This window comes from Pseudokineococcus sp. 5B2Z-1 (assembly GCF_037482305.1).
In the GTDB taxonomy this organism is placed as follows: Bacteria; Actinomycetota; Actinomycetes; order Actinomycetales; family Quadrisphaeraceae; genus Pseudokineococcus.
Map to the genome: position 1 here is coordinate 262,698 of NZ_JBBHZG010000003.1, position 24,088 is coordinate 286,785.

Consider the following 24,088-nt stretch of genomic DNA (forward strand, 5'->3'; position numbering starts at 1 on the left):
GCGATGGCGACGCCGTCGGCGGGCCCTCGCCGCGCTGGTGACATAGCCGACGGACGGACGTCTCTCGACGCACGCAGGTCTCGCGACGGCGTCGAGCCTCCTCAGACGGAGGCGGCGGTCTGCTGGCCGGACGGGCGCGCCACCTCGCCCGCCCCCGTCGCCGCGAGCGCGGCCTCGACGTGGAGCCGGGCAGACGGCAGCAGGGGCACGGCCGCGTCCTCAGGCGTGAGCAGCAGCTCGAGCTCGGTGCATGAGAGGGCGACGGCCTGCGCCCCGCGCTCGACCAGTCCGGCGACGACGGCCCGCAGGTCCGCGCGGGTGGCGTCGGAGAGCACGCCGCGGCAGAGCTCGTCGAAGACCGCCCGGTCGACGCGCTCGATGCCCTGCGCGTCGGGGACCACGACCTCGAGCCCCGAGCGCGCCAGACGCTCGGCGTAGAAGCCCTCCCGCATGGTCGCGCCCGCGCCCAGCAGGCCGACGACCCGTGCCCCCGCGCGGTGGGCGGCGGCCGCGACGACGTCGGCCAGGTGGAGGAAGGGGACGTCGAGGGCCTCCTCCAAGGGGCCCGCCGCCTTGTGCATGTAGTTCGTCGCCAGCAGGACGAGGCCGGCACCGGCCCCCTGCAGCGCCAGGCCCTCGCGGCGCAGGAGGGCCTCGGCGTCGTCCCAGCGGTCCTCCAGCTGCATCTCACGGACGGCGGAGAAGTCCACGCTGCGCAGGAGCAGGTCGGCGCTGGCCAGACCGCCGCGGCTCTCACGGACCATCTCGTTGGCCAGGCGGTAGTAGAGGGCGCTGGACTCCCAGCTCATGCCGCCGAGGACACCGATCGTCGTCATGGCGGCCACGCTCCCCCGCCGCACCAGCCGCGCGCTACGGGCGCAGGGCCGGGGCCTCCCCCAAGCGCTGCTTGGGTCCGACGTCGCACCGAGGGCACCATGGCGGCGTGGACCCCCGCCGGCTGCTGCTCCTGCGCACGGTCGGCGACGAGGGGTCGCTCGCGGCGGCCGCCCGTCGGCTGGGCACGACGCAGCAGGCCGTGAGCCAGCAGGTGGTCCGGCTGGAGGCCGAGGCGGGGACCGCGCTCGTCGTCCGGCAGGGCCGCGGCACGGCCCTCACCGAGGCGGGCGCCCTGCTGGCGCGCCGCGGCGCCGACCTCGCGAGCGTGCTGCGCGCGGCGCAGGACGACCTCGCGGCCCTCTCGGGCCTGCTGCGGGGCGAGGTGGCGGTCGCCGCCTTCCCGACGGCCACCGCGCTCGTCCTGCCGGAGGCCCTCGCGGCGCTGGCCGCGACGGCGCCGGACCTCGACGTCCGCCTCGCCGAGCTCGAGCCGCCCGAGGCCGAGGACGCCGTGCGGGCGGGCCGGGCCGACGTCGCCCTCGTCTTCCGCCACGTCGGGGACCCCGAGCCGGTGCCCGGCGACCTCGTGCGCCGCCCCCTCAGCAGCCACGCCGTCCACGCCGTCGTCCGCGCCGGCGCGCCGCGGCCGACCCGCCTCGGCGACCTCGCCGACGAGCGTTGGGTCGCGGGGTGCCCGCGGTGCCGCGCGCACCTCGTCCGGGCGGCCGCGACCGCGCGCTTCACCCCGGACGTGCGGCTCGCGACGGACGACCACGTCGCCGTCCAGCGCCTCGTCGCCGCGGGGCTCGGGGTGGCCCTCCTGCCGGTGTGGGCGCTGCGCGCAGCGGCCCTCCCGGGGGTCAGCACCGGGCCCCTCGAGGGGGTCGACGACCGGGTGGTCGAGGTGCTCCTGCGCCCCGAGGCGCGGCGCGTCCCCGCGGTGCGCGCCCTCGTCGCCGAGCTGGAGCGGGTGGCGCGGTCGGTCGACGGCGACGGCGCCTGAGCCGGCTCCCTCGTCGCACCCCTCGTCGCGCCGGGGACCGGCCGCGCGGCCCCGGACGCACCGCGGGCCCGGCACCTCGTGAGGCGCTGGGCCCGCGGACGGCGACCGCTCAGGCGAGGGCGGCCACGGCCTCCTCGACGGGCACGTCGCCCGAGACGAGCTCGAGGGTCTCCCCCGCCGTCCCGGGCGCCGCCAGCAGCGCCGCCAGCACGGCGGCGACGTCGGCGCGCGGCACCCCGCCGACCTCGAGGGTGCTGCGCGAGAGCGCGACGCGGCCGGTGGCCTCGTCGTCGAGCAGGTGCCCCGGGCGCAGCACCGTGAGGTCGAGCTCGGGGCGCGAGCGCAGCGCGTCCTCCGCCTCGAGCTTGGCCCGCAGGTAGTCGACGAAGCCGGGCTCGACGCCGTCGGGCGTCGCGCCGTCCACGACGGCCTGCAGGCCCATGGCCGAGACGAGCAGGTAGCGGCGCACGCCCGAGACCGACGCGGCGTCGGCGAGCTTGAGGGCGCCGTCCCGGTCCACGTCGATCTTGCGCTGGGCCCCGCCCTTGCCGCCGGCGCCGGCGGAGAAGACGACGGCGTCCGCGCCGCGCACGTGCTCGGCGAGGTCCGCGGACGTCGCGGTCTCGATGTCGAGGACGACGGGGGACGCGCCGTCCTGCTCGAGGTCGGCGACGTGGTCGGGGTTGCGGACGACGCCCACGACCTCGTGGCCGCCGGCGACGAGGCGGGGAGTCAGCTGGCGGGCCACGCCGCCGTGCGCTCCGACGATGACGACCTTCACGGGGTACCTCCTGCTGCTGGGTGCTGCGGCGGCGCGATGGCGCCGCCGGGTTCTCGGCCGCCCGCGGGCGGCCACCCCGGCCCCAGCACCCCGACGCGGCCCGCTGTTCCGCGCGGTGGCCCGCCGGGGTCCGCCGCCCGGGCGCGCCCCCTTGCTCTCACGGCGACCGTGGGGTCAACTGCTCCCGGAGCACCCGCGGTGGCCGTCCAGTCCGGGCGCCCGCGAGCGGGGCTCCAGCCCAGCAGGTCCCGCGTCGGAGCGGGGCCGGGTCGTGAGGAGCACCATGTCCGTCATCGAGCACCTGCCCTGGCCGCTGCTGCGCCAAGCCGTGGCCGCGCGCCGCGGCGCCGGCGACGCGCTGGGCCGGGGCGCCGCCGTCCGATCGCGCGGGACGGAGGCGAAGGTCGCGCGCACCGCGACGGCGGACCGGGTGGCCGACTCGGTCTGCCCGTTCTGCGCGGTCGGCTGCGGCCAGAAGGTCTACGTCAAGGACGAGAAGGTCGTCCAGGTCGAGGGCGACCCGGCGTCGCCCATCAGCCGCGGTCGCCTGTGCCCCAAGGGCAGCGCGAGCACGCAGCTCGTCACCTCCCCCAGCCGCGTGACGACGGTGAAGTACCGCCGCCCCCACGGCACGGAGTGGGAGGACCTCGACCTCGACGTCGCGATGGAGATGATCGCCGACCGCGTCCTCGACGCCCGCCGCAAGGGCTGGCAGGAGACGGACGAGTCGGGCCGTCACCTGCGGCGGACCCTCGGCTTCGCGAGCCTGGGCGGCGCGACGCTGGACAACGAGGAGAACTACCTCATGAAGAAGGTCTACACGGCGCTCGGCGCCGTGCAGGTCGAGAACCAGGCGCGCATATGACACTCCTCCACGGTCCCCGGTCTGGGGACCACGTTCGGCCGCGGCGGCGCGACCACGCACCAGCAGGACCTGTCCAACGCTGACTGCATCCTCATCGAGGGCAGCAACATGGCGGAGGCCCACCCCGTGGGCTTCCAGTGGGTGATGGAGGCCAAGCGCAAGGGCGCGACGATCATCCACGTCGACCCCCGCTTCACGCGGACGTCGGCGGTGGCGGACCTGCACGTGCCCATCCGGGCCGGCAGCGACATCGCCTTCCTCGGCGGGCTCGTCAACCACGTCCTCTCCGGCGGGCACGAGTTCCGCGAGTACGTCGTGGCCTACACCAACGCCGCGACGATCGTCTCGGAGGACTTCCGCGACACCGAGGACCTCGAAGGCCTGTTCTCCGGCTACGACGAGGAGCGGCGCGCCTACGACCCGGCCTCGTGGCAGTACGCGTCCGGGCCGACGACGGCCGCCTCGGGCCAGCGCGACCCCGAGCAGGCCGCCGGCGTGCAGCCCCAGGGCGGCTCGCCCGACTCGGCCGACCAGGGCTCGCAGGGCCCCGGCGGCGCCGACGCGCTGAGCACGGGCGGCGTGCCCGAGCGCCAGCAGCGCGACGAGACGCTGCAGGACCCGCGCTGCGTCTTCCAGCTGCTCAAGCGGCACTTCTCGCGCTACACGCCCGAGATGGTCGAGGAGACCTGCGGCATCTCGCCGGAGCAGCTCGCGGCCGTCGCCGACGCGCTCGTCCGCAACAGCGGTCGGGAGCGGACGACGGCGCTCGCCTACGCCGTCGGCTGGACCCACCACACCGTGGGCGCCCAGATGATCCGGACGGCGGCCATCCTCCAGACGCTGCTCGGCAACGTCGGCCGCCCGGGCGGCGGCATCCTGGCGCTGCGCGGGCACGCCAGCATCCAGGGCTCCACGGACATCCCGACGCTCTTCAACAACCTGCCCGGCTACCTGCCGATGCCCTACGCCCGCGACGGCCTGGACCTCGACAGCTACATCGCGCAGGACACGACGTCGACGGGCTTCTGGGGCAACAGCCGCGCCTACCTCGTGAGCATGCTCAAGAGCTGGTGGGGCGACGCGGCGACGGCGGAGAACGACTTCTGCTTCGACCGCATCCCGCGCCTGACGGGCGACCACGGCACCTACCAGACGGTCCTCGACCAGGTCGCGGGCAAGGTGCCCGGCTACTTCGTCGTCGGCCAGAACCCGGCCGTCGGGTCGGCCAACGCCCGCCTGCAGCGCCTCGGCCTCGCGAACATCGAGTGGCTCGTCGTGCGCGACATGCAGATGATCGAGACGGCGACGTTCTGGAAGGACGGCCCGGAGATCGAGACGGGCGAGCTGCGGACCGAGGACATCGGCACCGAGGTCTTCTTCCTGCCGTCGGCGAACCACGTGGAGAAGGACGGCACCTTCACCAACACGCAGCGCCTGCTGCAGTGGCACCACAAGGCCGTCGAGCCGCCGGACGACGCCCGCAGCGAGCTGTGGTTCTACTTCCACCTCGGGCGCATCCTCCGCGAGCGCCTGGCGGGCTCGACCGACCCCAACGACCGGGCGCTGCTCGACCTCACGTGGGACTACTCGACGGAGGGCCCGCACGCGGAGCCCAGCGCCGAGGAGGTGCTGCGCGAGATCAGCGGCACCGGGCCCGACGGGTCGGCGGTGTCCGGGTACACCGAGCTCAAGGACGACGGCTCGACCCGGTCCGGGTGCTGGATCTACTCCGGCGCCTACGCCGACGAGGTCAACCAGACGGCGCGGCGCAGGCCGGGCTGGGAGCAGGACCTCACGGCCGCCGAGTGGGGCTGGGCGTGGCCGGCCAACCGCCGCGTGCTCTACAACCGCGCCTCGGCCGACCCCCAGGGCAAGCCGTGGAGCGAGCGCAAGAAGCTCGTGTGGTGGGACGAGGAGGCCGGCCGCTGGACCGGGGACGACGTCCCCGACTTCGAGGCCACGAAGCGGCCCGACTACGTGCCGCCGGCGGGCGCGAAGGGGCCGGACGCCCTAGCGGGCACCGACCCGTTCGTCATGCAGTCCGACGGCAAGGCCTGGCTCTTCGCGCCCTCCGGGGTCGCCGACGGGCCGATGCCCTCGCACTACGAGCCCACCGAGTCGCCCATCGGGAACCCGGTGTACCCGCAGGTCACCTACAGCCCGACCCGGCAGGACTTCGACGTCCCGGGCAACCGGCGTAACCCCGCCCGCAGCCGGGTCTACCCCTTCGTCTTCACGACGTACCGGCTCACCGAGCACCACACGGCCGGCGGCATGAGCCGGACGCTCCCGTACCTGTCGGAGCTGCAGCCGGAGATGTTCTGCGAGGTGTCCCCCGAGCTCGCCCGGATGCAGGGCCTGGACCACATGGGCTGGGCCACGCTCACGTCCGGGCGCAGCGCGATCGAGGCCCGCGTCATGGTCACCGAGCGCATGCGGCCCCTGCGGGTGGGCGGCGAGGTCGTGCACCAGATCGGGCTGCCGTGGCACTGGGGCCCGAACGGCCTCTCGACCGGTGACGCGGCCAACGAGCTCGTCGAGATCGCCCTCGACGCCAACACCCACATCCAGGACAAGGTCGGCACCTGCGACATCCGCCCGGGCCGCCGTCCGCGGGGGTCGGCGCTCGTCGAGCACGTGGCGAGCTACCGACGCCGGGCGGGCCTGCCGGACGACCGCGACGTCGCCTCGGCGCGGGGCGGGACGCTCGTGCCCGCGGACGCCGGGGCGCAGGCGGACCCGGACGGGACCGTCGCCCGCGGCGGGCCCGGAGGGCCGGCACGGGGCGCCGACGAGGAGTCGGGCGGCTCGGGCACGGCCCGACCGGGGTCCGACGGCCCGAAGGACGACCGCACGGACCACCGAGGGAGCACGGCGTGAGCGCCAGCACGGACAGCAGGCCCACGACCGGCGGGCACCGGACGGGGTTCTTCGACACCCCGTCACCCGCGGACGGCACCGGCTACGACGCCGACCACCCGCCCCGCATGGGCTTCTTCACGGACACCAGCGTCTGCATCGGCTGCAAGGCCTGCGAGGTGGCGTGCAAGGAGTGGAACATGGTCCCCGCCACCGGGGAGATGGACCTCACCGGCACCTCGTACGACAACAGCTCGATGCTCGGCGGGTCGACGTGGCGCCACGTCGCCTTCGTCGAGCAGCCCGTGCCGCAGCGGGCCCCGGTCGGCCTCGGGATGCCGGGCATCGGCCCGGGCCCGGCGCCGGCCGCCGCGCCCGGCGGCGGAGGCGGGTGCGGCTCGGGCGGCGGGGGCTGCGGCTCCGGCGGCGGGGCGTCCTCCGGCGGGCTCCCCCCGGTCGCCGACATGGGCGACTTCGACGTCCTGTCCTCCCTCGAGGGCACGGCCACCGACCCGGGCTCGCTGCCCGCGCCGTCCGCCGGCGCCGGTGAGCAGGGCCCCTCGGGCTCGCCCGAGGGCGTCCGCTGGCTCATGGCCTCCGACGTCTGCAAGCACTGCACCAACGCCGCCTGCCTCGACGTCTGCCCCACGGGCGCGCTGTTCCGCACGGAGTTCGGCACCGTCGTCGTCCAGGACGACGTCTGCAACGGCTGCGGCTACTGCATCCCGGCCTGCCCCTACGGCGTCATCGGCAAGCGCGAGTCCACGGGCCGCGCCCACAAGTGCACGCTCTGCTACGACCGGCTCGGCGAGGGCATGACCCCCGCCTGCGCCAAGGCGTGCCCGACGGAGTCCATCCAGTTCGGCCCCGTGGACGAGCTGCGGCGCCGGGCCGACGAGCGGCTCGCCGTCCTGCAGGAGAAGGGCGAGCTGAAGGTGCAGCTGTACGGCCACGACACCGAGGACGGCGTGGGCGGCGACGGCGCCTTCTTCCTCCTCCTCGACGACCCGGAGGTCTACGGCCTGCCGCCGGACCCGGTGGTGACGACGCGCGACCTACCGGACATGTGGAAGCACGCCGCCATGGCGGCGGGCACGATGCTCGGCGCGCTCGCCCTCTCCTTCCTCGGGGCCCGCCGGTGAGCGCCCGCGAGCGCGGTGGGGCGGAGCGTCGCGACGCCGAGCGCGGGATGCCGGCCAGCGCCGGTGAGCCCCGCGACGGCGAGGCGCCCGCCCCGGGCGAGGGGCCGACGCCGGACCGCGGGGAGCGCCACGGCTGGGACCAGCTGACGACGACGCCCAGCGAGCAGGGGACGCTGACGGGCGGCCCGCAGGACCGGGGTCGGCCCGGGGCGTCGCGGCGTCGGCGCCGCGGCGCCGAGGAGCTCATGGTCCCCGAGGCCGAGTTCCAGTCGTACTACGGCCGGCAGGTCATCCACACGCCCACGTGGAAGGTGCCGGACGTCCCGCTGTACCTCTACCTCGGCGGGCTCGCGGGCTCGAGCTCGGTCATCGGAGCGCTCGCGGACGCGACCGGGCGACCGGTGCTGCGGCGCACGGCCCGCCTGGCCGGCTCGATCGGCAGCATCGGCAGCGTGGTGGCGCTCATCCACGACCTGGGCATGCCCAGCCGCTTCCTCAACATGCTGCGCGTCTTCAAGGTCACGTCGCCGCTGAGCGTGGGCAGCTGGATCCTCTCGCCGTACAGCGCCTTCGCCGGCGTCGCCGCGGCGGCGGAGGTCGGCGGCCCGCTGCTGGCCTCGGGGCGCCTCCCCCGCCTCGCGCCGCTCCTGCCGATCGTCGGGCCGGTGGGGCGAGCGTCCGGCGTCGCCGCCGCCGTCCTCGGGCCGCCGCTCGCGACCTACACGGCCGTGCTCATCGCCGACACCGCGGTGCCGACGTGGCACGAGTCGTACCCGGAGCTGCCCTTCGTCTTCGCCGGGTCGGGCATGGCCGCCGCCGGAGGGCTCGGCATGATCGCCGCGCCCGTCCACGAGGCCGGCCCGGCGCGGCGCGCCGCCGTCGCCGGTGCCGCGCTCGAGCTCGGCCTGAGCCACCGGATGGAGCACCGCACCGGTCTCGTCGGGGAGCCCTACACGATCGGACGCCAGGGGCGGTGGCTCAAGGCCGCCAAGGCCCTGACGGCCGTGGGTGCCGTCGGCGCCCTCTTCGCCGGCCGCTCGCGCGCCGTCGGGGTGGCGTCGGGCCTGGCGCTCAACGCCGGCTCGCTGCTCACGCGCTTCGGCGTCTTCGAGGCGGGCATGGCGTCGGCCCGCGACCCGAAGTACACCGTCGTGCCCCAGCGGGAGCGCCTCGAGGCGCGTCGCCGCGCCCAGGCCGAGGCCGCCGCTGCCGCGGAGGGCCAGGACCCTGGTCGGGTGGGCTCCGCGGCCTGACACGGCGGGGCGCGCCCCGACCCGTCCGGGCCCGCTCGTGCGGGCCCGGACCTGGGACCAGGTCATGAGAGCCCACCGCTGGAGGCTCGACGGCGTAGCGCTCGGAGTGGTCAGCGCACGTGCACCTCGACCGCGGCGCCGCGGCGGGGCACGAGCTCGCCGACCACGGGCGCGCCGGGCACCTCGCCCGCCACGAGGAGCCCGCCGGAGGTCTGGGCGTCCGCGAGCAGGAGCAGCTCGTCCTCGGGCAGCCGGCTCGCGAGGTGGGGGCGCACCCAGTCGAGGTTGCGGCGCGTCCCCCCGGAGACGTGCCCGTCGCGCAGCGCGTCGCGGGCGCCGTCGAGGTAGGGCACCGCCGCGGCGTCCACGACGGCGTCGACGCCGCTGGCGCGCGCCATCTTCAGCAGGTGGCCGAGCAGGCCGAACCCGGTGACGTCCGTGGCCGCCCGGGCGCCCGCGGCCACGGCGGCGCGCGAGGCCTCCGCGTTGAGCGTCGTCATCGCCTCCACCGCCTGCGGGAAGACCTCGCCGGTCGCCTTGTGCCGGCTGTTGAGGACGCCGACGCCCAGCGGCTTGGTGAGCGACAGCGGCACCCCGGCGACGCCGGCGTCGTTGCGCAGCAGGCGCTCGACGTCGACGAGGCCGGTCACCGCCATGCCGTACTTGGGCTCGGGGTCGTCGACGCTGTGGCCGCCCGCGACGTGGCACCCGGCGAGCCGGCCGACGTCGGCGCCGCCGCGCAGCACCTCGGCCGCCACCTCCATCGGCAGGAGGTCGCGCGGCCAGCACAGGAGGTTGACGGCGACGAGCGGCGTCCCGCCCATGGCGTAGACGTCCGACAGGGCGTTGGTCGCCGCGATGCGGCCCCAGTCGTAGGGGTCGTCGACGACGGGCGTGAAGAAGTCGGCGGTCGCCACGAGGCCGACGCCGGGCGTGGCCGGCGAGGTGACGACGGCGGCGTCGTCGCCGTCGTCGAGGCCGACGAGCAGCGTCCCGGCCCCCGCGGGCGCCGTCCCCCGACCGGGCAGGCCGGCGAGGACCGCCTCCAGCTCGCCCGGCGGGATCTTGCACGCGCACCCCCCGCCGTGGGCGTAGGAGGTGAGCCGACCGGTCTGCTGGGGCGTCGCCGTCACAGGGGCGAGTGTGCCTCGTCCGGTCGCCGGGCCGCCGCGACGCGACGACCGGGGCCGACCGGACTGCACGGCACCCGCGGGCGTGCGGCACACTCGTCCCCGCGCGTGGAGGCGTCTGGGTTCCTGGTGGGCCCCGCGGTCTTCAACACCGACGAGGCCGAGCACCTCGGTCTGGCGGGTTCGATTCCCGTCCGCCTCCGCCGCGCGCCCCTCGTCCCGGGCAGGGGCACGGCCAGCGCCGGCACCGCCGTGGCGCGACCTAGAGTCGGCCCCGTGAGCACCTCCGCACCCTCCGACCGGCGCTCCCCCGCCCGCCGGGTGCCGCGGACCGACGTCGTCCTCGCCGACGACGCGCTCGCCGAGCCTCAGCACCGGCTCGGGCGGGCGCTCGTCAAGGAGGTCGTCACGGGGGTCCAGCAGCGCGTGCGCACCGGTGAGGTCGCGCCGGAGGACGTCGTGCCCGAGGTCCTCGCGGCCCTGCCCGCCACGGCGGCGAGCCTGCGGCCCGTCCTCAACGCGACGGGCGTCATCCTCCACACCAACCTCGGCCGGGCGCCCCTGTCGGCCGCCGCGGTCGAGGCGCTCGCCGCCGCCGCGGGGACGACCGACGTCGAGCTGGACCTCGCCACGGGGGCGCGCGGTCGCCGCGGGCGCGACGCCACGGCGGCGCTCGCCGCGGCCGTCCCCGACGCCGGCGGCGTCCACGTCGTCAACAACGGCGCGGCGGCCCTCGTGCTCGCCGCGACGGCCCTGGCCGCCGGCCGCGAGGTCGTCGTCAGCCGCGGCGAGATGGTGGAGATCGGTGACGGCTTCCGCCTGCCCGACCTCCTCGTCTCGACGGGCGCGCGGCTGCGCGAGGTCGGGACGACGAACCGCACGGCTCCCCGGGACTACGCCGACGCCCTCGGCCCCGAGACCGGCATGGTGCTCAAGGTCCACCCGTCGAACTTCGTCGTCCGGGGCTTCACCGCGGACGTCGACGTCGCGGGCCTGTCCGCCGTCGTCGACGAGGCCGCCGGGCGGCTCGGGCGCCGCGTGCCCGTGGTCGTCGACACCGGCTCGGGTCTCCTCGAACCGCACCCCCTCCTGCCCGACGAGCCCGACGCCGCGACCGCCCTGCGCGCGGGCGCCGACCTCGTCACCTCCAGCGGCGACAAGCTGCTCGGCGGCCCCCAGGCGGGGCTGCTGCTGGGCCGCGCGGAGCTCGTCGAGCAGCTGCGCCGCCACCCGCTGGCCCGCGCGCTGCGCGTCGACAAGCTCGTCCTCGCCGCGCTCGAGGCGACCCTGCGCGGCCCCGTCGTCCCGGTCCGCGCCGCGCTGGAGGCGCCGCTCGAGCAGGTCCGCGCCCGTGCCGAGGCCGTGGCGGAGGCGCTGGCGTCCGCCGGGCACGACGCGGTCGTCGTCGCCAGCGACGCCGCCGTCGGCGGGGGCGGGGCCCCCGAGCTGCCCCTGCCGAGCGCGGCCGTGAGCCTGCCCGCCCGCGCCGCGGCGGCCCTGCGCGCCGGCACGCCCCCCGTGGTCGCCCGCACCGAGGCCGGACGGTGCCTGCTCGACCTGCGCTCCCTGGCGCCCGAGGACGACGCGCAGCTCGTCGGGGCCGCGCTGCGCGCCCTGGCGACCGTCCGCGCCGCGGCGCCCGCGGGGGCCTGAGCGGTGCACGTCCTCGCCACCGCCGGGCACGTCGACCACGGCAAGTCCGCCCTCGTCCGCGCGCTCACCGGCCGCGAGCCGGACCGCTGGGCCGAGGAGCAGCGCCGCGGGCTCACCCTCGACCTCGGGTTCGCCTGGACCGACCTGGACGACGGCGCCGGCGGCGCCGAGCGCGTGGCGCTCGTCGACGTGCCCGGGCACGAGCGCTTCGTCCCCACCATGCTCGCCGGGGTCGGCCCCGTGCCCGCCGTCCTCCTCGTCGTCGCGGCCGACGGCGGGTGGATGCCCCAGTCGCAGGAGCACCTCGACGCCCTGGACGCCCTCGGCGTGCGCTCCGGCCTCGTCGTCGTCAGCCGGGCCGACCTCGTCGACGCGGCCGGGGCCGCGGCCACCGCCGCCGACGTCGCGCAGCGCCTGGCCGGCACCTCGCTCGCGGGCTCCCCGTCCGTCGTGGTGAGCGCCCGCACGGGCGCCGGGACCGACGCGCTGCGCGCCGCCGTCGTGCGCCTCGTGCGCGGGCTGCCCCCGGCCGACCCCGGGGCGCCGCCGCGCCTGTGGCTCGACCGCTCGTTCACCATCCGCGGCGCCGGCACCGTCGTCACGGGCACCCTGCCCGAGGGCGTCCTGCGCGCCGGCGACGAGCTCGAGGCCGTGACGCCCGACGGCGAGCGCCGGTCGGTGCGGGTCCGCGGCCTGCAGTCCCTCGAGGAGCCGCGCCCGGAGGTGGCCGGGCCCGCCCGCGTGGCGGTCAACCTGCGGGGCGCGTCCGCCGGTGACGTGCCCCGCGGCAGCGCCCTCCTGGCCCCCGGCAGCGCCCGGCTCACCTCCGAGGTGGACGTCGTGCTCACCGGCGCGGTGCGCGCGCGGGCGCTCGCGGACGACGGCCCCGCCACGGCCGGCGCCGGGCGCGACGCCCTGCCCCTCGAGGCGCTCCTGCACGTCGGCGCCGCCCAGGTGAGCGCGAGGCCGCGTGCGCTGGGTCGCACCGGAGACGGCGACGGCCCCGAGGTGGTCCGGCTGCGCCTGCGGACGCCGCTGCCCCTGCGCACGGGCGACCTCGGGCTGCTGCGCGACCCGGGCCGCCGCGCCGTCCTCGCCGGGGTCCGCGTCCTCGACGTCGACCCGCCGCCGCTCACCCGGCGCGGGGCCGCCCGGGCCCGCGCCGCCGACCTCGCCGTCCCGGCCGCGCTCCTCGTCGACGGCGCCGCCCCCGACGCTCGCGCCCGGCACGAGGCGCTCCTCGACGAGGAGGTCCGCCGGCGCGGCGTCGTCGCCGCCGCCGACCTCCTCCGCGCCGGGCATCCGGCCGCCCTCGTGCTAGACCGGTTGCGCCGCAGCGGCACCGGGTCGCAGGTGCTCGACCCGCGGCTGCGCGACGCCCTGCGGCAGCGGCTCGTCGACCTGGTGGCGCACGACGCGGCCGCGGACCCGCTCGCGGGCGGCACACCGCTCGAGGCGGCCCGGCACCGGCTGGGCGTGCCGGACCTCGACGTCGTCCGGCTCCTGGCCGCGGACGTGCTCGTCGAGCGCGACGGGCGGCTGGTGGCGCCCGCCCCGGCGACCGTCGCGCCGCCGACGCCCGCGCCTCCGACGCCGGCCTCGCCGAGGCCCGCTCCGTCGCCCTCCGCCCGGCCCGGCCCCGCTCGGCCCCGGCCCGTCCCGCCGTCGCCGCGCCCGGCGGGCGGTCCCGCGCCGTCGCCGCGCCCAGCGGGCGGTCCCGCGCCGTCGCCGCGCCAGGCGGGCGGTCCCGCGCCGTCACCGGGCCCTCGCCCCCGACCCGGCGCTCCCGCCGCCGGCCCTCCTGCGGCCGGCCGCGGCGCCCCCGCCGACGCGGCGCAGACCGCCCAGCGCTCCCCCGCCGCCCCCTCGCCCACGGGCCGCCCCTCCGCCGCGCCGGAGGCGGTCGACCAGCTGCCGCCGCCGGTGGCCGCCGCGGTGCGGGAGGTCCTGGCCGACCTGCGCGCCGAGCCCTTCCGCGCCCCGGAGGCGCACCGCCTGCGCGACCTCGGCCTGGGGCCGCGCGAGCTCGGGGCAGCCGTGCGGGTCGGCGCCCTGGTCCGCGTGGGCGACGTCGTCCTCGCGCCGGGCGCCCTCGACGCGGCGGCCGCCGCGCTGGCCGCCCTGCCGTCGCCCTTCACGACCAGCGAGGCCCGGCAGGCCTGGGGCACGAGCCGGCGGGTGGCCCTGCCGCTGCTCGAGGCGCTGGACGCGAGCGGGCGCACCGCGCGCCAGCCGGACGACCGGCGCCGGCTGCGCTGAGGCCCGTCAGCGCAGGACGGCGCGGGCGCGGTCGCTGACGAGGTCCACGGCGAGGGTCAGCGCGACGACGACGACGAGCGTCGTGGTGACCGCCGGCCAGTCGAAGACGGCCAGCTGGAGGGCCAGCAGGGCGCCGAGGCCGCCGGCGCCGAGGAGCCCGACGAGCACGGTGTCGCGGACGGCGACCTCCCAGCGGTACAGCGCGAGCGCGAGCACCGGTCCGACGGCGCGGGGCGCGACGCCGTAGAGGCGCGCGGCGGCTCCCGAGGCACCGAGCGCGGTGAGCGCGTCGGCGGGCCGGCGGTCCAGCTCCTCGAGGGCCTCGCCCGTCAGCCGCCCCATCACCCCGAGCGTGTAGACGCCGAGCGCCAGCGCCCCCGGCAGGACGCCCGGGCGCAGGACGAAGAGCAGCACGAGGGCCCACACCGGCGGGGGCACCGCGCGCAGGACGAGCAGCGCCGTCCGCACGAGGACGCCGGCGAGGGCCCGCGGGACCGCGACGCGGTGCGCCGGGCGGGTGGTGAGCCCGGCCAGGAGCACCGCCCCCGCCGTCGCCAGGGCGACGGCCACGACCGAGGTCTGCACCGTCACCACGGCGGCTCCGGCGAGCGCGACGAGCAGCGGGCCCGAGACGTCCGGCGGCCACGCGGCGGAGACGAGCAAGGCCAGCTGCTCGCGGGCGCGGTCGTCGACGAGCGCCGCGGGCGAGACCGCCAGGTACCAGGCCGACCAGGCCACCAGCGCGGGAACGGCGACCCCCGCCGCCACCAGGACGGGGTCGCGACGCAACCGGTCACCCGGCGGGGCCGGGGGGTCGGCGATCCGCCGGCGCACGGCCCGACCGGCGACGACGGCGGCCACGCACAGCGCCGTCAGCGCGTAGACGCAGGTCCACACCTGGTCCCACCGCAGCGAGGCGAAGGACAGCGAGAGCTGGTAGCCCAGGCCCCCCGCCCCGATGAGGCCGAGCACGACGGCGGAGCGGACCGCGCACTCGAGGCGGTAGAAGGCGTACGCGAGGAGGCCGCCGGCGGCCTGCGGCCACAGTCCGTAGAGCAGCGCCGTGGTGCGCCCGGCGCCGGCGGCGACCAGCGCGTCGTGCGCCTCGCGGGGCGCCTCGTCGAGGAGGTCGGCGAAGACCTTGGCCGTCACGGCGCCGTAGGGCACGGCGATGGCGAGGACGCCGACCCAGGGGTCGAGCCCCAGCACGTTGAGCAGCAGCAGGCCCCACACCGCCTCGTGCAGGCCGCGCGGTACCGCGACCGCCCCCCGCGCGAGCAGCCGTCCGGCCCGGCGCGGTCCCCACGTGCTGCGAGCCAGCAGCGGGGCGCCGAGCGCGCCCGCCGCCACGGCGAGCCCCGCGCCGAGGGCGGCGTAGGCGACGGTGACGAGCGTGCTGCCGAGGAGGAGCCGCAGGAAGTCCGATGAGAGGTCGGGCGCGAGCGCGCCCGCCCCGAAGCGAGCGAGCTGGCGCGCGCCGGCGGGGTTGAGGACCTCGCCGGAGAACACGCCCGCCCCGGCGAGGGACCACAGGAGGAGGACGCCCGCCCCGACGCCCCACGCCCACCGGGCGCGCGAGCGGCGCAGCCGCGGCACCGGCGTCCCGGCGTCCCCACCGCCAGCCGGTGCCTCGACCGGGGCACCGACCGAGGCGCCCGCCCCGGCGCGCGAGGGGGCGCTCACCGGGGCGCCCCGTAGAAGGCGGTGAGGTCGGCCGCCGTCAGAGCCGGCGCCGGCGCGTCGAGCACGACCCGCCCCTGCGCCAGGCCCACCACGCGGGTGCAGTGCCGCAGCGCCACCCCCGGGTCGTGCAGCGAGGCCAGCAGCGCCCCGCCCCGACGCTCGAGGACGTCGCGCAGCAGCACCATGGTCCGGTCGGTCAGCGCGGGGTCGAGCGCCGAGGCCGGCTCGTCGGCGAGCACGAGGTCGGGCTGCTGGAGCAGGACGCGCGCCACGGCGACCCGCTGCTGCTGCCCGCCCGAGAGCCGGTCGGTGCGGTCGTAGAGGCGGTCGGCCAGCCCCACCTCGGCGAGCGCGGCCGCGACCTCGGGGACGCCCTGCGGCCGCAGCAGCGACAGGGCCGCGCGCCACGTCGGCCACGTGCCGAGGCGCCCCGCGTTGACGTCGTGCACCACGCGCAGCGCGCCCACGAGGTCGAGGTGCTGGTGCACGGTGCCCACGCGGGCGCGCAGGCGGCGCAGCTCGCGCGGCGGCAGCCCGGCGAGGTCGTGCCCCAGCACCTCCACGGTCCCGGTCGCCGGCCGCACGGCCCCCGTGAGGAGCCGCAGGAGCGTGGACTTCCCGGCCCCCGACGACCCGACGACGGCGACCCGCTCGCCGGCGCCGACGACGAGGTCGACGCCGGCGAGGGCCCGGGTGCGGCCGAGGCGGACCTCGACGTCGCGCAGCCGGACGGCCGGCACGCCCGGGTCGACGCCGGTCAGCGGAGCAGCCCGAGCTGCTCGCCGACGGCCTCGATCCGGGCGTAGTCGGACGCGCGGGCCTCGACGAAGGACCCGGCGCCGAAGAGCTCGAGCACGCGGGCGTCGTCGGGGTCGTCGGCGGACAGCCCGAGGAAGTAGTCCTGCAGCCGCTCGGGCAGGTCCTCCCCCAGCCGCTCCACCGCGTCCGGGCCGAGCAGCCAGTGGTAGTCGTGGTACGGCGGCGTCCGGGAGAAGAGCCGCACCGCCGGGTCGACCTCCCCGGCCTCCGAGCGCGCCACCCACACCTGCTCGTTGAGCACGCCGGCCTCGTAGCTCCCGGAGGCGACGAGCTGGAGCGTCGCGTCGTGGGAGCCGCTGTAGCCGGGGCCGCCGGGAAAGCCGCGCGGGTCGACGCCCTGCTCGGTGAGGAAGGAGGCGGGCATGAGGAAGCCGGACGTCGAGGTCTGGCTGCCGTAGGTGAAGCGCAGGTCGGCGAGCGCGGTGAGGTCCTGCGACGGGGCGAGGCCCGTGGCCTCGTTGACGACGAAGACGGACCGGAAGTCCTCGTCGATGTCGCGCTGGGCGACGACGACGGCGCCCGGCGTCTGGCGCCGGGCCTGCACCCCGGTGAGGCCGCCGAACCACACGAGGTCGAGGTCGCCGGTGCGGAAGAGCGAGACCGCGGCGGCGTAGTCGGTGACGGGCCGGTAGGTGACGGCGAGGCCGGTGGCCTCGGCCATCGAGTCGGCGACGAGGCCGTAGAGGCGCTGGAGGATCTCGGGGTCCTGGTCCGGGATCGCACCGATCATCAGGGCACCGCCGGACGAGGCCGAGGGACCGGCGGGCGAGGGGTCGGCGGCCGGGGACACCGGTGAGGTGCGGCCGCCGCAGGCGGCGAGGGCTCCGGCGGCCGCGGCGGCGCCCAGACCGGCGCCCAGACCGGCGAGCAGCCGCCGGCGGGTGGGCGCGGCGAGGAGGCTCGCGGGAGCAGAGGAGGAGTGCTGCAGGGACGGCTCGAGCTCGAGGCCACCCGACCGGGCGACGTCACGGCCCCTCACGTCGTCGTGGGCAGGGCGCGGGCGGTGACGGTCACGGTGACCTCCGGAGGTCGTGGGAGCGGACGGCGCCATCGTGGCCCACCGCCGCGGCCCCGGGCGGGCCACCTCCCCGGACCCACCTCCCGGGCCCGCCTCCCGGGCCCACCTCCCGGGCCCACCTCCCGGGCCCACCTCCCGGGGCGACCGCCCGCGTGCGCGTCCAGCGTCCGGACCCGCGCCACGGCCCCGCGCGGCCCTCGGCGATGATCGGCGCATGGCTCGCGCGCTCCTGCTGGAGAACCTGCACCCCCAGGCCTCGACCATCCTCGCCGGCTCCGGCGTCACGCCGGTCGAGCACGGCGGCGCGATGGACGAGGACGAGCTCGTCGAGGCGCTCCAGGGCGTGGCGGTGCTCGGCATCCGCTCCAAGACGCAGGTCACCGAGCGCGTCCTCGCGCAGGCCCCCGGCCTGCAGGCCGTCGGCGCCTTCTGCATCGGGACCAACCAGATCGACCTCGACGCGGCGGCGGCCCGGGGCGTCGCCGTCTTCAACGCGCCCTTCTCCAACACCCGCAGCGTCGTCGAGCTCGCGATCGCCGAGATCATCGCGCTGACCCGCCGGCTGACGGTCAAGGACTCGACGCTGCACGCGGGCGTCTGGGACAAGTCGGCGGAGGGCAGCCACGAGGTGCGCGGCCGCACGCTCGGCATCGTCGGCTACGGCAACATCGGCAGCCAGCTGTCGGTCGTCGCCGAGGCCCTCGGCATGTCCGTCGTCTACTACGACACCGCCGAGAAGCTGGCGCTGGGCAACGCGCGCCGGGCGCCCGACCTCGAGAGCCTGCTGCGCCACAGCGACGTCGTCACGCTGCACGTCGACGGGCGGTCGGGCAACGCCGGCTTCTTCGGCCGCGAGCAGCTGGCGCAGATGCGCGAGGGCGCCGTCTTCCTCAACCTCTCGCGCGGCTTCGTCCTCGACCACGACGCGCTCGCCGACGCGGTGACGAGCGGCCACCTGTCCGGAGCGGCGATCGACGTCTTCCCCGAGGAGCCCAAGAAGCGCGGCGACGCCTTCGCCTCGCCGCTGCGCGGCCTGGCCAACGTCATCCTCACCCCGCACATCGGCGGGTCGACGGAGGAGGCGCAGGAGGACATCGGCCGCTTCGTCGCCACCAAGCTGCGCGACTACCTGCGCACCGGCAGCACGAGCCTGTCCGTCAACCTGCCGGCCGTCGCGCTCGACCGCGTGCCCGGGACGGCCCGCCTGGCCCACCTCCACCGCAACGTCCCCGGCGTCCTCGCGACCGTCAACCGCGTGCTCGCCGAGCACGGCGTCAACGTCGACGGGCAGCTGCTCACCACGCGCGGCGCCTTCGGCTACGCCGTCACCGACGTCGCCGACGGCGTCACGCCCGAGGTCGTCGAGGCCCTCCGTGCGATGCCCGAGACGGTGCGGCTGCTCGTCGTCTGAGGTGGTCCGCCGCCCGCGCCGGGCCGGGAGGCGACGAGCGCACCCCCCGGTCCGGGGCGGTGGTCACGGCGGGCAGGACGCCTCGTACGCCGACGACCGGTCCACCGCCGTGCAGCGGAAGGCCGCCGGGTTCACCACCGTCGGGGGCGCCCAGGCGTCGGCGGCCTCCTCGAAGTCCGAGGCCAGGCCGATGAGCTCCGCCTCCTCCCAGGCCGAGCCGAGGAAGACGAGGCCCACGGGGTCGCGCCCGACGCCCTGCGCGTACCCCGCGGGGACGATGACGGACGGGTAGCCGGCCCGGGCGCCCACCCCCGTCGTCCTCGAGGCGGACACGACGGCGTCCAGGTCGTCCGACGGGTCGTCGTCCAGCCGCCGGAGCGCGGAGTCGATGGCGGCCCGGGTCTCCTCCAGCCCCTGGTCGCGGGCCGCCTCGTACGCCGCGGCGGTGGCGGGGTCCGACAGGTCCACCGCGGCGGACGCCTCCAGCAGGCGCTGCCCGAACTTCAGCGCCTCCTGCGGGTGCCCCTCGTTGTAGGCGATGACGTCCTCGAGGGAGCGGACCGGTCCGTCCGGCAGCCGGGAGAAGTAGGCGTCGAGGTCCCGCTCGAACTCGTAGGTGAGGATGCTGGGGGCGCTCGTCCCGCCGACCTCGACCTCGACGAGCTCGGCCCCCTGCGCGCGCAGCACGTCGAGCGCGTCGAGGTAGACCTGGTCGGCGACGGACGGCGGGTCGCTGGTCACGGGCAGGTAGCCCAGGCGGGCGCCGTCCAGCGCGTCGGTGGACAGGGCCTCGGTGTAGTCCGTGCCGGCGTAGGGGGCGCTCGCCGCGGTCGCCGGGTCCTCGGGGTCGACGCCGGTCATCCCCGTCAGGAGCGCGGCGGCGTCGGCGACCGAGCGCGTCATGGGACCGGCCGTGTCCTGCGTGGCGGAGATCGGCACGATGCCGCTGCGGCTGACGAGCCCGACGGTGGGCTTGATCCCCACGACGCTGTTGGCCCGTGCGGGCGACAGGATCGACCCCGACGTCTCCGTGCCCACCGTCGCCGCGGCCAGCCCGGCGGCTGCCGCCGAGCCCGACCCGGCGCTCGACCCGCTGGGCGAGTCCGAGGTGTCGTACGGGTTGAGGACCTGCCCGCCGAGCGAGCTGTAGCCGCCCGGCATCCCGGTCGTCATGAAGTTGGCGAACTCCGTGAGGTTGGTCTTGCCGAGGACGATCGCCCCGGCCGCCTCCAGCTGCGCCGTCACGAACGCGTCCCGGTCGGGCGTGCTGCCCGCGAGGGCCACGGAGCCCGCGGTGGTGGGCAGCCCCGCCACGTCGATGTTGTCCTTGAGCAGCACGGGGACGCCGTGGAGGGGACCCCGCGGCCCGCTCGTCCGACGCTCGCGGTCGAGCGCGCGCGCCTGGGCCGCTGCGCCGGTGCTGACCGAGCGGACGGCGTTGAGCGCCGGCCCCCGGCTGTTCAGGGCGTCGATCCGCAGCAGGTAGGCCCGCACCAGGCGGGCCGACGTGGTCCGTCCCTCCGCCAGCGCGGCGCTCACCTCGGTGAGGCCGGCGGTGTCCAGGTCGACGCCCCCCAGCGCCGGGGGGCGCGGCGGCGCGGACGACGTCGCGGGGACCGCCGAGGCGGCCGCCCCGGCGGCGAGCGCGGCGGCCACGGCGAGCGAGGCGCCCGCCCGTCGGGTGCGGCGGTGGGTGGCGGGCGTGGTGCGGGCCATGGGCTGCTCCTGCGGTGGACGGGTGGGGCGTCGGACGTCGTGCCGACGTGCCCGACATGGTGGGTCTGTCCGCTCTGTTCCGGGGCTGTCACGGGTGAAGTGGGGCCATGAGCTGCGGCGGGCGCCGGGAAGTCGCCCGTCGCGCAGCGCCGCGGCGGTACCGTGCGGCTCCCGCACTGTCGCGGGGTGCGGAGGTCGGACGATGACCACGGCAGCGGACGCCCGGGAGCGCCGGGCGCAGCTCGTCCGCGCGCGGGGGCGCGCCCTCGTCGAGGCGGCACCCGGCGAGGCCGGCGCCACGCCGGTGCGCGACGTCATCCGCGCCAGCTGGCGGCGCAGCCTGCGCACCGTCGACGACGACCTCTCCTCCGCCCCGCTCTCCGACGAGGCCGCCACCGAGGAGGCGTGGCGCGCCTCCCCCCTGCAGCGCGCCGTCGGGGTCCTCGAGGAGGAGCTGCGCGCCGTCGCCGACGACGGCGACCTCGTCGTCGCCGTGACGGACCCGGGCGCCCGCATCCTGTGGACCTGCGGCGGCCGGGTCATGCGCGAGCGCGCCGAGCGGGTGAACTTCGTGGCCGGCGGCCGCTGGGACGAGGCGAGCGTCGGCACCAACGCCCTCGACCTCGCCCTGCGGACCGCCGGCCCGGCGACCGTCTGGTCCGCCGAGCACTACGCCCCGGCCGTCCAGGGCTGGGTGTGCTGGGCCGCCCCGGTGCTGGACCCGCACGGCGTCCCCCTCGGGGTGCTGGACCTGTCGACGACCTGGGAGCGCTCGCACCCCCTCGGCCTGACGACGGCGCGGGCCATGGCCGCGCTGCTCTCCCACGAGGTGGCCGCGGCGGCGCGCTCCGGGGCCGCCGCCCCGCGCCCCGCCGGCGCGCTGCGGCTCTCCCTGCTCGGTGCCGGGCGCGCCGCGCTCGACGGGCGCCCGCTGCACCTCACCCGACGCCAGCTGGAGGTCCTCGCCGTCCTCGCCCTGTCCCCTGACGGGCTGGTCGCCGACGCCCTCCACGACGCCGTCTACGGCGACGCCCCCGTGAGCCGCTCGACCCTCAAGGCCGAGGTGAGCCACCTGCGCTCCCTGCTCGGCGGGGCGATCGGCTCGCGCCCCTACCGGCTGCTGCTGCCGTGCACGAGCGACGTCGACGTCGTCCGCCGGCGCCTGCGCGCCGGCGACCCCGTCGGGGCGGCCGACGCCTGGGGCGGGGAGGTGCTCGCCGGCGCGGGCGGCACCGACTCCCCCTTCCTGCGCCGCGTGGACGCCGAGCTGTCCGCCGGGCTGCGCGACGCCGTCCTCGCGACTCGTGACCGTCGCGTCGCGCTCACCTACGCGGCCACCTCCGGCGCGGACCCGCACGTCGTCCGCCGCGTGCTCGGCTCGCCCGAGGCGCGCTGAGCCGTTCCTCCGACCGGGTGGGGGGCGCCCTGCGGACCAACCTCCGGCCAACCTCGCCGCCCTACCGTCCGCCGCACGGCGCCCGTCACCGACGACGGGCGCGCACGACGCTGGAGGGCACGTCATGGCCTACACCCGTCCCGGGGCCGAGGGCTCGATCGTCTCGGTCCCCGAGGTCTACGAGAACTTCATCGGCGGCAAGTGGACGCCGCCCGTGCACGGCGAGTACTTCGACGACATCTCCCCCGTCGACGGGAAGCCCTTCGTCAAGGTCGCCCGCGGCACGTCCGCCGACATCGACCTCGCCGTCTCCGCGGCCCACGGCGCGGCGCAGGTCTGGGGGCGCACGTCGGTCACCGAGCGCTCCAACCTCCTGCTGGCGATCGCCGCCCGCATCGAGGAGCACCTCGAGGAGCTCGCCGTCCTCGAGACCTGGGAGAACGGCAAGCCGGTGCGCGAGACGCTGGCCGCCGACCTGCCGCTGGCCGTCGACCACTTCCGCTACTTCGCCGGCGCGATCCGCGCCCAGGAGGGCTCGATCGGCGAGATCGACCACGACACGGTCGCCTACCACTTCCACGAGCCGCTGGGCGTGGTCGGCCAGATCATCCCCTGGAACTTCCCCATCCTCATGGCGGCGTGGAAGCTCGCGCCGGCGCTCGCGGCCGGCAACTGCGTCGTCCTCAAGCCCGCGGAGCAGACGCCCGCGTCCATCCTCAAGGTCGTCGAGCTCATCGCCGACCTGCTGCCCGACGGCGTGCTCAACGTCGTCAACGGCTTCGGCGTCGAGGCGGGCAAGCCGCTGGCGCAGCACACCGGCATCGCCAAGGTCGCCTTCACGGGCGAGACGACGACGGGCCGGCTGATCATGCAGTACGCCAGCCAGAACATCATCCCGGTCACCCTCGAGCTGGGCGGCAAGAGCCCCAACATCTTCCGCGCCGACGTGATGGCGGCCGACGACGCCTTCTTCGACAAGGCGCTCGAGGGCTTCGCGATGTTCGCCCTCAACCAGGGCGAGGTGTGCACCTGCCCGTCGCGCGCCCTCGTCCACGAGTCGATCTACGACGCCTTCATGGAGAGGGCCGTCGCCCGGGTCGAGGCCATCGTCACCGGCGACCCGCTCGACCCGGCGACGATGGTCGGCGCGCAGGCGAGCAACGACCAGCTCGAGAAGATCCTCAGCTACCTGCAGATCGGCCGCGACGAGGGCGCCACCGTCCGCACCGGCGGGTCGCAGCGCGCCGTCGAGGGCTACGAGGGCGGCTACTACGTCGAGCCGACGATCTTCGAGGGCAGCAACTCGATGCGGGTCTTCCAGGAGGAGATCTTCGGGCCGGTGCTCGCGGTGACGCGCTTCTCCGACGACGCCGACGCCCTGCGCCTCGCCAACGACACCCTCTACGGGCTCGGCGCCGGCGTCTGGAGCCGCGACACCAACGCCGCCTACCGGCTGGGCCGCGGCATCGAGGCCGGCCGGGTGTGGGTGAACAACTACCACGCGTACCCGGCGGGGGCGGCGTTCGGCGGGTACAAGGCCTCGGGCATCGGGCGCGAGAACCACAAGATGATGCTCGACCACTACCAGCAGACGAAGAACCTCCTCGTCTCCTACTCCCCCGACAAGCTCGGGTTCTTCTGATGCCGGCCGGCTCCCCGACCGGCCCCTCCGCCGACGCCCCCTCCGCCGTCGACCCGGCGGCGGAGGGGGCCGAGGTCGTCGAGGCGGCGGCGCTCGCGGGGCGCCCCGCCTCGCGCGTCGACATCACGCCGGAGGCGGCCGCGCTGCTCGAGCGCCTCCGCGGGCGGCACGGGCCGCTGATGTTCCACCAGTCCGGCGGCTGCTGCGACGGCTCCTCGCCCATGTGCTACCCGCAGGGCGACTTCCTCACCGGCGCGGGCGACGTCCTGCTCGGTGAGGTCGCCGGGGCGCCGTTCTGGATGTCGGCGTCCCAGTACGGCTACTGGCGGCACACGCACCTGACCGTCGACGTCGTCCCCGGCCGCGGGTCCGGGTTCAGCGTCGAGGCGCCCGAGGGCGTGCGCTTCCTCATCCGCTCCCGGCTGCTCACCGAGGAGGAGCTGGCGCTGCCCGAGGTCGTCGCGGGCGGGTGAGGGCGCCCCGCCGCCGCCACCCCCGCGGCGGCGGCGGGGGCCGCACCCCCGACGACGGGGCCCGGGGACGGAGCGCGGGGGCGGAGCGCGGGGGCGGCAGGCAGGGACGGAGCGCGGGGGCGCCGGCGGGTCATCCCCGCCGGCGCCC

At 77.2% G+C, this 24,088-nt stretch carries 16 protein-coding genes, 1 tRNA gene and 1 pseudogene; 11 read left to right on the forward strand and 7 right to left on the reverse strand.

The genetic code is table 11. The annotated features are described in order from the left end of the window. Positions 1-101: 101 nt before the first annotated feature. Positions 102-836, reverse strand: a complete 735-nt coding sequence (locus WDV85_RS09770) for an aspartate/glutamate racemase family protein (RefSeq protein ID WP_339570428.1) — start codon at positions 834-836, stop codon at positions 102-104. Positions 837-943: 107 nt separating this feature from the next. Here WDV85_RS09770 and WDV85_RS09775 point away from each other — a divergent pair, with 107 nt between their 5' ends. Further along, positions 944-1,840 (forward strand): LysR family transcriptional regulator, encoded by an 897-nt coding sequence (locus tag WDV85_RS09775; RefSeq protein ID WP_339570429.1) that lies wholly within the window; start codon positions 944-946, stop codon positions 1,838-1,840. A 109-nt stretch (positions 1,841-1,949) separates the two neighbouring features. Here the strand turns inward: WDV85_RS09775 and WDV85_RS09780 are convergent, their stop codons facing one another. Beyond that, positions 1,950-2,621, reverse strand: a complete 672-nt coding sequence (locus WDV85_RS09780; RefSeq protein WP_339570430.1) for an NAD(P)H-binding protein — start codon at positions 2,619-2,621, stop codon at positions 1,950-1,952. A gap of 283 nt (positions 2,622-2,904) precedes the next feature. Here WDV85_RS09780 and fdh point away from each other — a divergent pair. The 3 genes and pseudogenes from fdh to nrfD form a co-directional block, all read left to right on the forward strand. Then, positions 2,905-6,159, forward strand: a pseudogene (fdh, locus tag WDV85_RS09785) (formate dehydrogenase); the annotation flags it as partial. A 314-nt stretch (positions 6,160-6,473) separates the two neighbouring features. Then, positions 6,474-7,487, forward strand: coding sequence for a 4Fe-4S dicluster domain-containing protein (locus WDV85_RS09790; RefSeq protein WP_445263284.1), 1,014 nt, complete (start codon positions 6,474-6,476; stop codon positions 7,485-7,487). Next, positions 7,484-8,740 (forward strand): NrfD/PsrC family molybdoenzyme membrane anchor subunit, encoded by a 1,257-nt coding sequence (gene nrfD, locus WDV85_RS09795; protein WP_339570432.1) that lies wholly within the window; start codon positions 7,484-7,486, stop codon positions 8,738-8,740. The genes WDV85_RS09790 and nrfD overlap by 4 nt, the downstream gene beginning before the upstream one ends. 110 nt (positions 8,741-8,850) lie before the next feature. On the opposite strand, the gene selD is transcribed toward nrfD, so the two are convergent. Then, the gene (selD, locus tag WDV85_RS09800; RefSeq protein WP_339570433.1) at positions 8,851-9,873 is read right to left on the reverse strand and encodes a selenide, water dikinase SelD; all 1,023 of its coding nucleotides are present in this window, start codon (positions 9,871-9,873) and stop codon (positions 8,851-8,853) included. 107 nt (positions 9,874-9,980) lie between these two features. Between selD and WDV85_RS09805 the strand changes: the two genes are divergently transcribed. From WDV85_RS09805 to WDV85_RS09815, 3 genes are all read left to right on the forward strand, one after another. Next, a tRNA-Sec gene (locus WDV85_RS09805) sits at positions 9,981-10,073 on the forward strand. Between the two features lie 73 nt (positions 10,074-10,146). Continuing rightward, on the forward strand, positions 10,147-11,523 hold the full coding sequence (gene selA / locus WDV85_RS09810; RefSeq protein WP_339570434.1) for an L-seryl-tRNA(Sec) selenium transferase: 1,377 nt from the start codon (positions 10,147-10,149) through the stop codon (positions 11,521-11,523). A gap of 3 nt (positions 11,524-11,526) precedes the next feature. Next, positions 11,527-13,782: a selenocysteine-specific translation elongation factor gene (locus WDV85_RS09815; protein ID WP_339570435.1), complete on the forward strand. Its 2,256-nt coding sequence runs from the start codon at positions 11,527-11,529 to the stop codon at positions 13,780-13,782. 6 nt (positions 13,783-13,788) lie between these two features. On the opposite strand, the gene WDV85_RS09820 is transcribed toward WDV85_RS09815, so the two are convergent. From WDV85_RS09820 to WDV85_RS09830, 3 genes are read right to left on the reverse strand one after another with little or no spacing between them, the layout of a single operon-like run. After that, the gene (locus WDV85_RS09820) at positions 13,789-15,465 is read right to left on the reverse strand and encodes a PhnE/PtxC family ABC transporter permease (protein WP_339570436.1); all 1,677 of its coding nucleotides are present in this window, start codon (positions 15,463-15,465) and stop codon (positions 13,789-13,791) included. Next, entirely contained in the window at positions 15,462-16,205 is a 744-nt protein-coding gene (locus tag WDV85_RS09825) for a phosphonate ABC transporter ATP-binding protein (RefSeq protein ID WP_339570437.1), read from the reverse strand. Before WDV85_RS09825 ends, WDV85_RS09820 begins: the two co-directional genes overlap by 4 nt. A 17-nt stretch (positions 16,206-16,222) precedes the next feature. After that, positions 16,223-17,212 carry a putative selenate ABC transporter substrate-binding protein gene (locus WDV85_RS09830; protein WP_445263285.1) on the reverse strand — a complete coding sequence of 330 codons (990 nt, stop codon included), beginning with the start codon at positions 17,210-17,212 and terminating at the stop codon, positions 16,223-16,225. Positions 17,213-17,516: 304 nt separating this feature from the next. Here WDV85_RS09830 and serA point away from each other — a divergent pair, with 304 nt between their 5' ends. Continuing rightward, positions 17,517-18,713 carry a phosphoglycerate dehydrogenase gene (serA, locus tag WDV85_RS09835; protein WP_339570439.1) on the forward strand — a complete coding sequence of 399 codons (1,197 nt, stop codon included), beginning with the start codon at positions 17,517-17,519 and terminating at the stop codon, positions 18,711-18,713. A 63-nt stretch (positions 18,714-18,776) separates the two neighbouring features. Here the strand turns inward: serA and WDV85_RS09840 are convergent, their stop codons facing one another. After that, positions 18,777-20,429 (reverse strand): amidase family protein, encoded by a 1,653-nt coding sequence (locus tag WDV85_RS09840; RefSeq protein ID WP_339570440.1) that lies wholly within the window; start codon positions 20,427-20,429, stop codon positions 18,777-18,779. 202 nt (positions 20,430-20,631) lie between these two features. Between WDV85_RS09840 and WDV85_RS09845 the strand changes: the two genes are divergently transcribed. From WDV85_RS09845 to WDV85_RS09855, 3 genes are all read left to right on the forward strand, one after another. Continuing rightward, on the forward strand, positions 20,632-21,825 hold the full coding sequence (locus WDV85_RS09845; RefSeq protein ID WP_339570441.1) for a transcriptional regulator: 1,194 nt from the start codon (positions 20,632-20,634) through the stop codon (positions 21,823-21,825). Between the two features lie 124 nt (positions 21,826-21,949). After that, complete coding sequence (gene exaC / locus WDV85_RS09850) at positions 21,950-23,467, forward strand: acetaldehyde dehydrogenase ExaC (protein WP_339570442.1); 1,518 nt, start codon at positions 21,950-21,952, stop codon at positions 23,465-23,467. Beyond that, on the forward strand, positions 23,467-23,940 hold the full coding sequence (locus WDV85_RS09855; protein WP_339570443.1) for a DUF779 domain-containing protein: 474 nt from the start codon (positions 23,467-23,469) through the stop codon (positions 23,938-23,940). Before exaC ends, WDV85_RS09855 begins: the two co-directional genes overlap by 1 nt. Positions 23,941-24,088: the final 148 nt, after the last annotated feature.

Coding starts and splice junctions, on each gene's coding strand:
- WDV85_RS09770 (WP_339570428.1), bottom strand. CDS start 836: ATGACGACGATCGGTGTCCTCGGCGGCATGAGCTGGGAGTCCAGCGCC.
- serA (WP_339570439.1), top strand. CDS start 17,517: ATGGCTCGCGCGCTCCTGCTGGAGAACCTGCACCCCCAGGCCTCGACC.
- WDV85_RS09855 (WP_339570443.1), top strand. CDS start 23,467: ATGCCGGCCGGCTCCCCGACCGGCCCCTCCGCCGACGCCCCCTCCGCC.
- WDV85_RS09845 (WP_339570441.1), top strand. CDS start 20,632: ATGACCACGGCAGCGGACGCCCGGGAGCGCCGGGCGCAGCTCGTCCGC.
- WDV85_RS09840 (WP_339570440.1), bottom strand. CDS start 20,429: ATGGCCCGCACCACGCCCGCCACCCACCGCCGCACCCGACGGGCGGGC.
- WDV85_RS09790 (WP_445263284.1), top strand. CDS start 6,474: ATGGGCTTCTTCACGGACACCAGCGTCTGCATCGGCTGCAAGGCCTGC.
- exaC (WP_339570442.1), top strand. CDS start 21,950: ATGGCCTACACCCGTCCCGGGGCCGAGGGCTCGATCGTCTCGGTCCCC.